Annotated in this window: 16 protein-coding genes; 7 read left to right on the top strand and 9 right to left on the bottom strand. The window is 61.5% G+C overall.

The features are described from left to right. Positions 1-61 precede the first annotated feature (61 nt). The 6 genes from AC1RBR_RS10740 (at position 62) to cysG (ending at position 7,735) form a co-directional block, all read left to right on the top strand. Positions 62-2,470 carry a DNA translocase FtsK gene (locus AC1RBR_RS10740; RefSeq protein ID WP_115985561.1) on the top strand — a complete coding sequence of 803 codons (2,409 nt, stop codon included), beginning with the start codon at positions 62-64 and terminating at the stop codon, positions 2,468-2,470. Between the two features lie 67 nt (positions 2,471-2,537). Beyond that, the gene (gene lolA / locus AC1RBR_RS10745) at positions 2,538-3,158 is read left to right on the top strand and encodes an outer membrane lipoprotein periplasmic chaperone LolA (protein ID WP_443532396.1); all 621 of its coding nucleotides are present in this window, start codon (positions 2,538-2,540) and stop codon (positions 3,156-3,158) included. Between the two features lie 189 nt (positions 3,159-3,347). Then, the gene (locus AC1RBR_RS10750; protein WP_443532397.1) at positions 3,348-4,670 is read left to right on the top strand and encodes a replication-associated recombination protein A; all 1,323 of its coding nucleotides are present in this window, start codon (positions 3,348-3,350) and stop codon (positions 4,668-4,670) included. Beyond that, positions 4,670-5,044, top strand: coding sequence for a fluoride efflux transporter CrcB (gene crcB, locus AC1RBR_RS10755; protein ID WP_027614675.1), 375 nt, complete (start codon positions 4,670-4,672; stop codon positions 5,042-5,044). Before AC1RBR_RS10750 ends, crcB begins: the two co-directional genes overlap by 1 nt. 15 nt (positions 5,045-5,059) lie before the next feature. Beyond that, positions 5,060-6,340 (top strand): serine--tRNA ligase, encoded by a 1,281-nt coding sequence (gene serS, locus AC1RBR_RS10760; RefSeq protein ID WP_492564271.1) that lies wholly within the window; start codon positions 5,060-5,062, stop codon positions 6,338-6,340. Beyond that, positions 6,341-7,735 (top strand): siroheme synthase CysG, encoded by a 1,395-nt coding sequence (cysG, locus tag AC1RBR_RS10765; protein ID WP_443532401.1) that lies wholly within the window; start codon positions 6,341-6,343, stop codon positions 7,733-7,735. A 117-nt stretch (positions 7,736-7,852) separates the two neighbouring features. On the opposite strand, the gene AC1RBR_RS10770 is transcribed toward cysG, so the two are convergent. The 8 genes from AC1RBR_RS10770 to AC1RBR_RS10805 all read right to left on the bottom strand — a co-directional run bounded on the left by AC1RBR_RS10770 (position 7,853) and on the right by AC1RBR_RS10805 (position 12,559). Beyond that, a complete protein-coding gene (locus tag AC1RBR_RS10770) occupies positions 7,853-8,854 on the bottom strand; it encodes a glutathione S-transferase family protein (RefSeq protein ID WP_492564272.1) in 1,002 nt (333 codons plus the stop codon). 91 nt (positions 8,855-8,945) lie between these two features. After that, entirely contained in the window at positions 8,946-9,947 is a 1,002-nt protein-coding gene (locus AC1RBR_RS10775) for a glycosyl transferase family protein (RefSeq protein WP_492564274.1), read from the bottom strand. Then, positions 9,944-10,279, bottom strand: a complete 336-nt coding sequence (locus AC1RBR_RS10780; RefSeq protein ID WP_492564275.1) for a TusE/DsrC/DsvC family sulfur relay protein — start codon at positions 10,277-10,279, stop codon at positions 9,944-9,946. Before AC1RBR_RS10780 ends, AC1RBR_RS10775 begins: the two co-directional genes overlap by 4 nt. Continuing rightward, positions 10,276-10,569: a sulfurtransferase complex subunit TusB gene (gene tusB / locus AC1RBR_RS10785; RefSeq protein WP_047295098.1), complete on the bottom strand. Its 294-nt coding sequence runs from the start codon at positions 10,567-10,569 to the stop codon at positions 10,276-10,278. Before tusB ends, AC1RBR_RS10780 begins: the two co-directional genes overlap by 4 nt. Continuing rightward, on the bottom strand, positions 10,569-10,925 hold the full coding sequence (tusC, locus tag AC1RBR_RS10790) for a sulfurtransferase complex subunit TusC (RefSeq protein WP_492564277.1): 357 nt from the start codon (positions 10,923-10,925) through the stop codon (positions 10,569-10,571). The genes tusB and tusC overlap by 1 nt, the downstream gene beginning before the upstream one ends. A gap of 1 nt (position 10,926) precedes the next feature. Continuing rightward, entirely contained in the window at positions 10,927-11,319 is a 393-nt protein-coding gene (gene tusD, locus AC1RBR_RS10795) for a sulfurtransferase complex subunit TusD (protein ID WP_047602022.1), read from the bottom strand. Between the two features lie 180 nt (positions 11,320-11,499). After that, positions 11,500-12,204 carry a YoaK family protein gene (locus tag AC1RBR_RS10800; protein WP_204894805.1) on the bottom strand — a complete coding sequence of 235 codons (705 nt, stop codon included), beginning with the start codon at positions 12,202-12,204 and terminating at the stop codon, positions 11,500-11,502. Positions 12,205-12,229: 25 nt separating this feature from the next. Further along, entirely contained in the window at positions 12,230-12,559 is a 330-nt protein-coding gene (locus AC1RBR_RS10805; RefSeq protein ID WP_492564280.1) for a DUF6388 family protein, read from the bottom strand. Positions 12,560-12,693: 134 nt separating this feature from the next. Between AC1RBR_RS10805 and AC1RBR_RS10810 the strand changes: the two genes are divergently transcribed. Then, on the top strand, positions 12,694-13,044 hold the full coding sequence (locus tag AC1RBR_RS10810) for a hypothetical protein (RefSeq protein ID WP_097088098.1): 351 nt from the start codon (positions 12,694-12,696) through the stop codon (positions 13,042-13,044). 112 nt (positions 13,045-13,156) lie between these two features. On the opposite strand, the gene AC1RBR_RS10815 is transcribed toward AC1RBR_RS10810, so the two are convergent. Then, entirely contained in the window at positions 13,157-13,582 is a 426-nt protein-coding gene (locus AC1RBR_RS10815; protein ID WP_098968166.1) for a GNAT family N-acetyltransferase, read from the bottom strand. Positions 13,583-13,706: the final 124 nt, after the last annotated feature.

Here is a 13,706-nt window from a genome sequence, read left to right on the forward strand (position 1 = left end):
GGGCAGTTTTTTATCGACATTCAATAGATGGACGCGCCCCGGGCGCAGGAAAAGAAGCGTTTTGAAGAAATCCACCGCAGCACCAAAAACAGTCGTTCCGCTCTGGCGCCAGCAATTGCACTACCGGCTCAAGGAAGGTGCATTGATCGCCATCGGTGCCTTGTGCCTTTTCCTGATGATGGCCTTGCTGACCTACGGCAAGGATGATCCGGGCTGGAGCCACAACAGCAAGATTGACGACGTGCAGAATTTCGGCGGCCCCGCCGGTTCCTACAGCGCCGACATCCTGTTCATGGTGCTGGGTTACTTCGCGTACATCTTCCCGCTGCTGCTGGCGGTCAAGGCGTATCAGATCTTCCGTCAACGTCACGAGCCGTGGCAGTGGAGCGGCTGGCTGTTCTCCTGGCGTCTGATCGGTCTGGTGTTCCTGGTGCTGTCCGGCGCTGCGCTGGCGCATATCCATTTTCACGCCGCCACCGGTCTGCCGGCGGGTGCGGGCGGGGCGCTGGGCGAAAGTCTCGGCGATCTGGCGCGCAACGCGCTGAATATTCAGGGCAGCACGCTGTTGTTCATTGCGCTGTTCCTGTTCGGCCTCACGGTGTTCACCGACCTGTCGTGGTTCAAGGTGATGGACGTCACCGGCAAGATCACTCTCGACCTGTTCGAACTGTTTCAGGGCGCGATCAACCGCTGGTGGTCGGCGCGTACCGAGCGCAAGCAACTGGTCGCGCAACTGCGTGAAGTCGATGACCGCGTCCACGATGTGGTCGCCCCGACTGTCACCGACAAGCGTGAGCAGGCCAAGGTCAAGGAGCGCCTGATCGAGCGCGAGCAGGCCCTGAGCAAGCACATGTCCGATCGCGAGAAGCAGGTACCGCCGGTCATCGCCCCGGCTCCGGCCAAGGCGCCCGAGCCAAGCAAGCGCGTGCAGAAAGAGAAGCAGGCGCCGTTGTTCGTCGACAGCGCCGTGGAAGGCACCTTGCCGCCGATCTCGATCCTCGATCCTGCGGAAAAGAAACAACTCAATTACTCGCCGGAATCCCTGGCAGCGGTCGGCCACTTGCTGGAGATCAAGCTCAAGGAATTCGGCGTCGAGGTCACCGTGGACTCGATCCATCCGGGCCCGGTGATTACCCGTTACGAAATCCAGCCTGCCGCCGGCGTCAAGGTCAGCCGCATCGCCAACCTGGCGAAAGACCTTGCACGTTCGCTGGCCGTGACCAGCGTGCGGGTGGTCGAGGTGATTCCGGGCAAGACTACGGTCGGTATCGAGATTCCTAACGAAGACCGGCAGATCGTGCGTTTCTCCGAAGTGCTGTCGACCCCCGAGTACGACAACTTCAAATCGCCGGTCACCCTGGCCCTGGGCCACGACATCGGCGGCAAACCGGTCATCACTGACCTGGCGAAGATGCCGCACCTGCTGGTCGCCGGTACTACCGGTTCCGGTAAGTCGGTGGGCGTGAACGCGATGATCCTGTCGATCCTGTTCAAGTCCGGCCCGGACGACGCCAAGCTGATCATGATCGACCCGAAAATGCTCGAGCTGTCGATCTACGAAGGCATTCCGCACCTGCTGTGCCCGGTAGTGACCGACATGAAAGACGCCGCCAACGCCCTGCGCTGGAGCGTTGCCGAGATGGAACGTCGCTACAAGCTGATGGCGAAGATGGGCGTGCGTAACCTGTCCGGCTTCAATGCCAAGGTCAAGGAAGCCCAGGACGCCGGCGAGCCGTTGAGCGATCCGCTGTACAAGCGCGAAAGCATTCACGACGAAGCGCCGCTGCTGCAGAAGCTGCCGACCATCGTCGTGGTCGTCGACGAATTCGCCGACATGATGATGATCGTCGGCAAGAAGGTCGAAGAGCTGATCGCCCGTATCGCACAGAAAGCGCGTGCCGCCGGTATTCACCTGATCCTCGCGACCCAACGTCCTTCGGTGGACGTGATCACTGGTCTGATCAAGGCCAACATTCCGACCCGTATGGCGTTCCAGGTGTCGAGCAAGATCGACTCGCGGACCATCATCGACCAGGGCGGCGCCGAGCAACTGCTCGGTCACGGTGACATGCTCTACATGCCGCCGGGCACCAGCCTGCCGATCCGGGTGCACGGTGCGTTCGTTTCCGACGATGAAGTACACCGCGTGGTCGAAGCCTGGAAACTGCGTGGCGCACCGGAATACAACGATGACATCCTCAACGGTGTCGAAGAGGCGGGCAGCGGTTTTGAAGGCAGCAGCGGTGGCGGCGACGGTGATGATCCGGAGGCCGACGCGCTGTATGACGAAGCCGTACAGTTCGTCCTGGAAAGCCGCCGGGCGTCGATTTCTGCAGTACAGCGCAAGCTGAAGATCGGTTACAACCGCGCTGCGCGCATGATCGAAGCCATGGAAATGGCCGGGGTCGTCACCTCAATGAACACCAACGGTTCCCGTGAAGTCCTGGCCCCGGGCCCGGTACGCGACTGATTGCAAACGCAAGAGGCGGGACAATGATGTGCCGCCGCTCTCCCAACGAGTATTCAAGAGGACTCCCATGCGTCTTATCCGCATGCTGTTGCCAGTACTGGCGCTGACCACGTTCACGGCCCACGCCGATGACAAGGACGTGGCGCGTCTGACCCAATTGCTGGAAACGTCGAAAACCCTGACCGCGAACTTCTCGCAGCTGACCCTCGACGGCAGCGGCACCCAGTTGCAGGAAACCACCGGTGAGATGACCCTGCAGCGTCCGGGCCTGTTCTACTGGCACACCAAAGCCCCGAACGAGCAGACCATGGTCTCCGACGGCAAAAAGGTCACCCTGTGGGACCCGGATCTGGAGCAGGCGACCATCAAGAAGCTCGACGAGCGTCTGACTCAGACCCCGGCGCTGCTGCTGTCCGGCGACGTGTCGAAGATCAGCCAGAGTTTTGATATCACCGCGAAAGAGGCGGGCGGCGTGATCGACTTCACTCTGAAGCCGAAAACCAAGGACACCTTGTTCGATAACCTGCGCCTGTCGTTCCGCAATGGCCTGCTCAATGACATGCAACTGATCGACAGCGTCGGTCAGCGCACCAACATCCTGTTCACCGGGGTCAAGGCCAACGAAGCGGTACCGGCGTCGAAGTTCAAGTTCGACATCCCGAAGGGTGCTGACGTAATCCAGGAATAAACCCGGATCCCGGGTTGGGCTCTTGTGGCTTGGAGCTTTTGTGGCGAGGGAGCTTGCTCCCGCTGGGGCGCGAAGCGGCCCCGCTCTTGAATCAAAAGCGGGGACTGCTACGCAGTCCAGCGGGAGCAAGCTCCCTCGCCACCGGTATTCCAACCGGTTTCAGACAATCAGAGGTTTCAACGCTACGTGATGGATCTGTTTCGCAGTGCACCGATTGCCCAGCCACTGGCCGCGCGTTTGCGTGCGACCAATCTGGATGAGTACGTCGGTCAGGAGCACGTGCTCGCTCGTGGCAAGCCTCTGCGTGAGGCGCTGGAGCAGGGTGCCCTGCATTCGATGATCTTCTGGGGGCCGCCGGGCGTGGGCAAGACCACCCTGGCGCGATTGCTCGCGGAAGTCTCGGATGCGCACTTCGAAACGGTCTCGGCGGTACTCGCCGGGGTCAAGGAGATCCGTCAGGCCGTTGAAATCGCCAAGCAGCAGGCCGGTCAGTACGGCAAGCGCACGATTCTGTTCGTCGATGAAGTGCACCGCTTCAACAAATCGCAGCAGGATGCGTTCCTGCCGTACGTCGAAGACGGCACGCTGATTTTCATCGGCGCCACTACCGAAAACCCTTCGTTTGAATTGAACAACGCGCTGTTGTCGCGGGCCCGCGTCTATGTGCTGAAAAGCCTCGACGAGACGGCGCTGCGCAAACTGGTGCACCGCGCGCTCACCGAAGAGCGTGGGCTGGGCAAGCGCAACCTGACCCTCAGTGACGAAGGCTTCCAGATGCTGTTGTCGGCCGCTGACGGCGATGGCCGGCGCCTGCTCAATCTGCTGGAGAATGCCTCGGATCTGGCCGAAGACAACAGCGAGATGGGCACCGAGTTACTGCAAAGTCTGCTCGGTGACACCCGGCGACGCTTCGACAAGGGCGGCGAAGCGTTCTACGACCAGATCTCCGCGCTGCACAAATCGGTACGCGGTTCCAACCCCGATGGCGCGCTGTACTGGTTTGCGCGGATGATCGATGGCGGCTGCGATCCGCTGTACCTGGCCCGGCGCGTGGTGCGCATGGCCAGCGAAGACATCGGCAATGCCGACCCGCGTGCCCTGAGCCTGTGTCTGGCGGCGTGGGAAGTGCAGGAGCGCCTCGGCAGCCCCGAAGGCGAGCTGGCGGTGGCCCAGGCCATCACCTATCTGGCCTGCGCGCCGAAAAGCAACGCGGTGTACATGGGCTTCAAGACCGCGCTGCGCGCCGCTGCCGAATACGGTTCGCTGGAAGTGCCGCTGCACTTGCGCAATGCACCGACCAAACTGATGAAGCAATTGGGCTATGGCGACGAATACCGCTACGCCCACGACGAACCGGATGCCTATGCCGCCGGCGAAGATTATTTCCCGGAAGAGCTCGAGCCGATTCCGTTCTATCAACCGGTGCCCCGTGGCCTGGAATTGAAGATCGGCGAGAAGCTCAACCACCTTTCCCAACTCGACCGTTTAAGCCCAAGACAGCGGAGAAAATAGTGCTTCCATTGATCGTTGCAGTCTCCGTCGGCGGGATTGCCGGCACCCTGTTGCGCTTCGCCACCGGCAATTGGGTCAACGCCAATTGGCCGCGGCACTTCTATACCGCGACGCTGGCCGTTAATATCGTGGGCTGTCTGCTGATTGGCGTGTTGTACGGCCTGTTTTTGATACGCCCGGAGGTGCCGATCGAGGTGCGTGCCGGGTTGATGGTCGGCTTCCTCGGGGGGCTGACGACATTTTCATCCTTTTCACTGGATACGGTGCGCCTGCTGGAAAGCGGGCAAGTGCCGCTGGCCCTGGGCTATGCGGCGATCAGCGTATTCGGCGGGCTGCTCGCGACGTGGGCCGGCCTGTCCCTGACCAAACTTTGATAACGAGAAACCGACATGCTCGATTCCAAACTGTTACGTAGCAACCTTCAGGACGTAGCGGACCGCCTGGCTTCCCGTGGCTTTGCCCTGGACACCGCGCGCATCGAAGCGCTGGAAGAACAGCGCAAGACCGTCCAGACCCGCACCGAAGCACTGCAGGCTGAGCGTAACGCGCGTTCCAAATCCATCGGTCAGGCCAAGCAGCGTGGCGAAGACATCGCGCCGCTGATGGCGGACGTCGAGCGCATGGCGGGCGAGCTGAGTGCCGGTAAAGTCGAGCTGGACGCGATCCAGACCGAACTGGACTCGATTCTGCTGGGTATCCCCAACCTGCCGCACGAATCGGTACCGGTTGGCAAAGACGAAGACGATAACGTTGAAGTGCGCCGCTGGGGCACGCCGACTGCTTTCGATTTCGAAGTGAAAGACCATGTCGCGCTGGGCGAGAAGTTCGGCTGGCTGGACTTTGAAACCGCCGCCAAACTGTCCGGCGCCCGTTTCGCCCTGCTGCGCGGCCCGATCGCCCGTCTGCACCGCGCCCTGGCGCAGTTCATGATCAACCTGCACGTCAACGAGCACGGCTACGAAGAGGCTTACACGCCTTATCTGGTTCAGGCCCCGGCGCTGCAAGGCACCGGCCAGTTGCCGAAGTTCGAAGAAGACCTGTTCAAGATCGCTCGCGAAGGCGAAGCCGATCTGTACCTGATCCCGACCGCCGAAGTGTCGCTGACCAACATCGTGGCCGGTGAAATCGTCGATTCGAAACTGCTGCCGATCAAGTTCGTCGCCCACACCCCATGCTTCCGCAGCGAAGCCGGTGCGTCGGGTCGCGACACTCGCGGCATGATCCGTCAGCACCAGTTCGACAAGGTTGAGATGGTCCAGATCGTCGAGCCGTCGAAGTCGATGGAAGCGCTGGAAGGCCTGACCGCCAACGCCGAAAAAGTCCTGCAATTGCTGGGTCTGCCTTACCGCACCCTGGCGCTGTGCACCGGTGACATGGGCTTCAGCGCCGTGAAAACCTACGACCTCGAAGTGTGGATTCCGAGCCAGGACAAGTACCGCGAAATTTCGTCGTGCTCCAACTGCGGCGACTTCCAGGCCCGGCGCATGCAGGCGCGTTTCCGTAACCCGGAAACCGGCAAGCCTGAGCTGGTACACACCCTGAATGGTTCCGGTCTGGCAGTCGGGCGTACGCTGGTGGCAGTGCTGGAAAACTACCAGCAGGCTGACGGTTCGATCCGCGTGCCGGACGTGCTGAAGCCGTACATGGGTGGCCTTGAGGTCATCGGCTAAATGAAATATCTGCCGCTGTTTCACAACCTGCGCGGCAGTCGTGTGTTGGTGGTCGGTGGGGGGGAAATTGCCTTGCGCAAATCCCGCCTGCTGGCCGATGCCGGTGCGCTGCTGCGGGTGGTCGCACCTGAAATCGAAGCGCAACTGCGCGAACTGGTCACCGCCAGCGGTGGCGAGTGCGTGCTGCGCGGTTACGTGGAAGCGGATCTGGACGGCTGCGGTTTGATCATTGCCGCTACCGACGATGAAACGCTCAACGCTCAGGTCTCCAGCGATGCCCATCGGCGTTGCGTGCCGGTCAATGTGGTCGACGCGCCGCAGCTATGCAGCGTGATCTTCCCGGCGATCGTCGACCGTTCGCCACTGATCGTTGCGATCTCCAGTGGCGGCGATGCGCCGGTGCTGGCCCGTTTGATTCGCGCCAAGATCGAAACCTGGATTCCTTCGACCTACGGCCAACTGGCCGGTCTTGCCGCGCGTTTCCGCAATCAGGTGAAAAACCTGTTTCCGGATGTGCAGCAGCGTCGTGGTTTCTGGGAAGACGTGTTTCAAGGCCCGATTGCCGACCGGCAACTGGCCGGGCAGGGCACTGAGGCCGAACGTCTGTTGCAGGCCAAGATCGATGGCGAAGCGACCGTTACCACCGGTGAGGTGTATCTGGTGGGGGCAGGGCCGGGTGATCCGGATCTGCTGACCTTCCGCGCCTTGCGTCTGATGCAGCAAGCCGACGTTGTGCTGTACGACCGTCTGGTGGCGCCGGCGATTCTCGAGTTGTGCCGTCGCGATGCCGAGCGTGTCTACGTCGGCAAGCGTCGCTCAGACCACGCCGTGCCGCAGGATCAGATCAACCAGCAACTGGTGGATCTGGCCAAGGCCGGCAAACGCGTGGTGCGCTTGAAGGGCGGTGACCCGTTCATCTTCGGTCGCGGTGGTGAAGAAATCGAAGAGCTGGCGGCCCACGGGATTCCGTTTCAGGTGGTGCCGGGGATCACGGCGGCCAGCGGTTGCGCGGCGTATGCCGGGATTCCGCTGACCCATCGCGATTACGCGCAGTCGGTGCGCTTCGTCACCGGTCACTTGAAGGACGGTTCCACCGATCTGCCATGGGCCGACCTCGTCGCCCCGGCGCAGACGCTGGTGTTCTACATGGGCCTGGTGGGCTTGCCGGTGATTTGCGAGCAGTTGATCAAACACGGTCGCAGCGCGGACACCCCGGCGGCGTTGATCCAGCAGGGCACCACGGTCAATCAGCGAGTCTTCACCGGCACGCTGGCCGACCTGCCACGCCTGGTGGCGGAGCATGAAGTGCATGCGCCGACGCTGGTGATCGTCGGCGAAGTGGTGCAGCTGCGCGAGAAACTGGCGTGGTTTGAAGGGGCTCAGGCGCAAGTCTGAAAACCGAGTTGCCCTCATTCGCGAGCAAGCCCGCTCCCACATTGGATCTGTGTCATGCACAAATCATCTGTGGGAGCGGGCTTGCTCGCGAAGAGGCCCTCAAAAACACCGAATCAATTAACCCCGCCGCCAAACTCCTTTCCCACTCAGCCGCACCCGATCATGGGCGATGGTGAAATCCTGTTCCGGCCCCTTCGGCACAACCCCCGTCGGATTGATGGTTTTGTGGCTACCGTAGTAGTGATTTTTGATGTGCTGAAAATCCACCGTCTCGGCTATCCCCGGCCACTGATACAGCTCACGCAGCCAGTTCGACAGGTTCGGATAATCGGCAATTCGCCGCAAATTACACTTGAAGTGCCCGTGATACACCGCGTCGAAGCGAATCATCGTGGTGAACAGGCGCACGTCTGCCTCAGTCAGGTATTCGCCCGTCAAATAACGGTTGGCGCCCAGCACCCGCTCCAGATGATCCAGCTCGGCAAACACTTCATCGTACGCCTCTTCATAGGCCTGTTGCGAGGTGGCGAAGCCGGCGCGGTACACGCCATTGTTCACCGCCGGATAAATCCGTTCGTTCAGTGCATCGATCTCGCCGCGTAACGGTGCCGGATAAAAGTCCAGCTCGTTACCGGTCAGGTCATCGAAGGCGCTGTTGAACATGCGGATGATTTCCGCTGATTCATTGCTGACGATGCGCTTGAGTTTTTTGTCCCACAACACCGGCACCGTGACGCGCCCGGTGTAGTTCGGGGTGTCGGCGGTGTAGCGCTGGTGCATGAAGTCAAAGTGGTCGAGCTTGTCGCCAGTCGAGCCAAGCGCCTTGTCGAAGGTCCAGCCGTTTTCCAGCATCAGCCAGCTGACCACGGACACGTCGATCAGGCTTTCCAGGCCTTTGAGCTTGCGCAGAATCAACGTGCGGTGTGCCCACGGGCAGGCGAGCGACACATACAGGTGATAGCGCCCGGCTTCGGCGGCAAAACCGCCTTCACCGCTCGGCCCGGGCTGGCCGGCAGTGGTGACCCAATTGCGCCGTTGCGCCTGTTCGCGCTGAAAGGCGCCGTCTTTGCTGCTTTCGTACCACTTGTCCTGCCAGTGGCCATCGACGAGTAAACCCATGATCAAGACTCCTGATTCCAATAAGCGTTGGAGCCGAGTCTATTCCGATGAGTTCGAACAAAAAGCGCAAAGATCGGGCGTCTATGATCGGTTAAATCGATTTGTTGCGCGCCGCCCAGTACTGCTCGGCAGTTGCGAACGCTTGCTCGCGGCTTTGACCGAGGCCGCGCAGGGCCAAGGCCATGGTTGAAATCAGGGCCATTTGCGGATAGCTGTCGACCACCTCGCCGCGCCACACAGCCTTGAGATGTTCGACGTCCAGCGAGGCCGGTTTGACGTGGCGCTGGCTCGACAGTTGCGGCCATTCCTCGTCCCAGCTCTCGCCGCCCTTGGTGCCGTACAGATGGCTGTCGGCATCCGGGTTGATCTCGATTTCGCCGCCGTCACCCTTGACCACGATCGCCGTGTCGCCGAGCAGACCACTGGCCTCGCGATGTACCGCTTGATAGCCCGGATGAAAAATACTTTGCAGGCCACACCGCGCGCGCAGCGGGTTGAGGATGCGTGCCAGCGAATGGATCGGCGAGCGCAGGCCCATGGTGTTGCGCAGGTCGATCATCTTCTGCAACTGCGGCGCCCAGTCGATCAGCGGCATGAACGCCAGACCGCCGTTGTCCAGCGCGCTGCCGACCTGCTGCCAAGTGCGGCACAGCGGGATGTTCAGTTCGCCAAGCAGTTGTTCGGTGTACAGGCGCCCGGCGGTGTGCGCGCCGCCGCCGTGCATGAAAATCCGCACGCCGTGTTGCGCCAGGCACTTGGCCGACAGCAGGTACCACGGCAGATGGCGTTTCTTGCCGGCATAGGTCGGCCAGTCCAGATCAACATTCAGCGCCGGTGCCTGCAAGCGCTCGCGCAAGGCTTCGGTGAAACCGGCCATTTCCTCGGCGCTTTCTTCCTTGTGCCGCAGCAGCATCAGAAAGGCCCCGAGCTGGGTGTCTTCGACTTTGTTGTCGAGCACCATGCCCATGGCCTCCCGCGCTTCTTCACGGGTCAGGTCGCGAGCACCGCGTTTGCCCTTGCCGAGGATCCGTACGAACTGCGCGAACGGGTGCTCGGCGGGCGTTTCAAGGGTCAGCGCTGGAAAGTCGGTCATAAGCAATTCGTCGGTTTGGGCAGGCCCGCCAGTTTCGCGGCGAGTTTGGCAGGGGTGCCTTTGAACAGTCGGTTCAGGTGCAGGCTGTTGCCTTTGTCCGGGCCGAGTTTGAGTGCGGTGTACTTGATCAGCGGGCGGGTGGCCGGCGACAGCTGGAATTCCGCGTAAAAGCTGCGCAGCAGGTCGAGGACTTCCCAGTGTTCGGGGGTCAGGTCGATGTCTTCAGCAGCGGCGAGGGCGCTGGCAACGTCATGGGACCAGTCGTCGAGGTCGACCAGAAAGCCGTCCTTGTCCAGTTCGATGGCGCGGGCGCCGACATTCATCGAGTTCATAGCCAACTGTTGACCTTGTCGTGGTGGATCGACAGTTCGACGAAGGCCGGGTAATCGATGGCTTCGGCCCAGTCGGGAGCAACGATGGCACGGGCCTGCAGGTCTTCCGCGAGGGCGAACAGCTTGACCCGGCGCTCGTTCAGCGTGGCGAATGGCGCAGTGCCCGGTTGCAGGGCGTAGACCGCGTCGCCGGATAACAGCAAGGCGTCGGCAGCGCCGATCACGCGCAGGCAACTGTTCAGGCGCTCGTCGCCGAACGGGGAATGAGACAACACATGCAAAGTCGACATCAGAGGGTGATCACCTGGTCGTAACGGTCAATAAGGGCGGTGATTTCGCTGGCGCCGAGCGGCTGCGCTTCGTCCAGCGACAGACTGCTCAGACCACGATTGCTGGCGCTGTCGGCGCAGTAGAACAGCTCTTCAACGCCGAACATCGGCAGCGCCTGCAGGTTGGCGCTGAGATCTTTCTGTTGCAGAACCTTGGCGTTCTGTCCGGCGACCAGTTGCAACACGCCATCGTCGAGAAACAGCAGGCCGATCGGCAGATCGAACGCGCCACCGGCGAGGACGATGTCCAGCGCTTCGCGGGCGCCAGGGCCGGACCATGGCGACTGGCGGCTGATGATCAACAGGGATTTGGCCATCTCACGCGCCTCCGAAGCAGATCAGTCGATCGGCGTCCTGCACCGCATCGTGCAACTGGCCGAGGCCGGACAATTCCCACGGCGCGCTGACCGCGACGGCATCACGCTGGTAGCGTTTGGCTTCTTCGTCATTCAGTACGCCACGGCGCAAGGCGGCGGCGATGCACACTACGCCGTCCAGTTGCTGCTCGGTGATGAACGCGCGCCACTGTTTGGGCAGGTCCAGCTCGTCCTGCGGGGTGACCACCGCGTCGGAGGCGTTGTACACACCGTCCTGATAAAAAAACAGCCGGACAATCTCATGCCCGCCGGCCAGCGCAGCCTGCGCAAACAGCAGGGCACGGCGCGAGGAGGGCGCATGGGCGGCGGAAAACAGCGCAATGGCGAACTTCATGACGGACTCGATCAGCAAAACTGCGGCCATGATAAAGCTTTATGACGGCATCCGCGAAACCGAAGTCAGGCGCATGCCCTCTGTGGGAGCGGGCTTGCTCGCGAAGGCGTTGGGTCATTCAAAAAGTCTTTGACTGATGCACCGCTTTCGCGAGCAAGCCCGCTCCCACTGGATCGTCTTTCAACGGGGCATATAGCCCAGTTGCCAACGCCGCGGAATGCTCAGGGACAGCACGCCCAGCACCGCCGCCAGCAAGCCGCTGGCGAACAATGCCCGAAGCCCGAAATGCTGCTCCAGCAGCGCGCCGAGAATCGCGCCGATGAACATCCCGCTCCACGGCACCAGTTGCACCCGCCAGCCATTACGCCGCTCGCCGAGCATCCAGCGCCCTAGTCCACGGCCGAACCGCGACAGCGCTCCGGTCACGTAGGTCAGGCCCACCGGCAGGCCATTCACTTCCTCGACCGCCGCGTTGAGCATGCCCATCGCGATGATCGCCGCCAGCAACGCCGGCAGTTGCGTGTCATACGGCCAGGCCGCCGCCAGGCAGAGCAGGGTGGCGATGCACAGCAACAAGGGCAGCGTGCGCCGGCCGCCGAGGCGTCCGATCACAATCCCCAGCGCATTGCCGATCACGAACGTGACGACGAGGATCACCAGACGCAAGGTCAGACCGAGGTCGCCGTCACTGATCGCCACTGCCAGCCGCGTGGTGTTGCCGCTCATGAACGAAACGAAATCGCCGCTGGCCATGAAGCCGATCGCATCGGTCATGCCGGCGAGTACCGACAGGCTGGCGACCAGCGCCAGACCGATGCGCCCGCGCCATTTCTGCCGATGCAGATGCCCGGAAGTGGCGCGGTGAGTCGAAGTGGAGGGCAGCATCGGCGACGATATCCTTCAGCGGCGGTTACGGTTCCAGCCCATACAGATCGCAGTAATCTGCCCAGCTCATGTGCGCCATTTCCGCTACCTCGCGATGCACCTCCATGCGCTGGGTCTGATACTCCTCAGGCGTTGCAGCCGTGAGCAGCAAAGTCAATTCCCAGGCAAACAGCCCCTGTTCTTCAGCTTCGGCCTCGAAGGCTTCATGCAAGCGTTCTTCACGATACTGCGCGGCGGTTTCACCCTTGGCCTGGGCCAGCAGCGGATTGAGATGATCGAGGGTTTCGCGCAATTCGGGGCGCGCGTCGAGAAACAGTTTCAGGGCTTGTTCATGTCGCTGGTCGGTGGGCGCCATGTGTGTTCCTTGTGAGGCTGATGACCCTAGGGTGCCGGAGCGGCTGCCGCATGTCGCGCTATAAATGCAGTAAAGCAGAACGATTTTGCCCGTTGCGATGATACAGTCCGCTTTTTTCTGAATGAGCGAATGCAATGCGAATTCTGATGGTAGCGCTGGCCGCGACCCTGCTGGCTGGCTGCGCGGGTTCGGTGATGGACGATTCTCGCACCAAAGCCCCGTACAAGGTTCTGACCTCGGACAAGCCGGAGAAAGTTGTCGCTCAGTGCGTACAGTTCGGCTGGCAGGACGAAGCAGTGTTTGGCGTGGACGCCGGAGCGTATCTGCAACCGGGCAAGAAGGGTGGTTCGACGGTGTACACCCGTTCGGCGGAATCATTTGTCGACGTGACCAGCGATGCTTCGGGCACCGTGCTCAACTACTACGCGCAGAAGGATGATTTTGTCGCCAAGCGCCGGTTGGCGGCGTTGGCGACCTGTCTTTGATATTGCGCTGAAGCGGCTGCGGTCTTCGCGAGCAGGCTGGCTCACACACATTGGATTTGTGTTCGCCACCGATCCTGTAGGAGTGAGCCTGCTCGCGATAGGGCCAGTGAGTTCAACCGATCAGACGCTTCTGGAAATAATGCCGGCTATGCCCCGGCGGGTAATCAACGATCTCGCCAAACTGGCTGAATCCCAGCTTCTCGTAGAACGCCGGCGCCTGAAAATCGAAGGTGTCCAGCCAGATGCCGAGGCAGTTCTTCTCCTTGGCCAGATTTTCCGCCATGGCCATCAGTTCCGAGCCGATGCGTTGCCCGCGACCCTGTTCCGGGACGCACAGCAACTCGATGTACATCCACTGGAAGATCACCCGGCCGTACAAACCGCCGAGAATCGCGTCGTGCTCATCGCGCACCAGCAGGGCGAAAGGTTCAGAGGTGGAACCACCGGTCCGGGCGTCGTTATACGCAATCAAAGGCTCGAGAATGGCTTTGCGCTGTTCTTCCGTAGGGTTCTGCGACAGCTCGATTCGCAACGTCATGTGCAACTTCCTTGTGAGGTGAACCGCCAGCCTATCCTGCCCGGGGAGCGTCTTCCAAGTCCTTCCTCATCCCTTTGGAACCGCCGCTGTCGCGCCGGGGTCTAGCTTTTACAGCGTCATTCCG

This window comes from Pseudomonas sp. GW823-FHT01D03 (assembly GCF_058798255.1).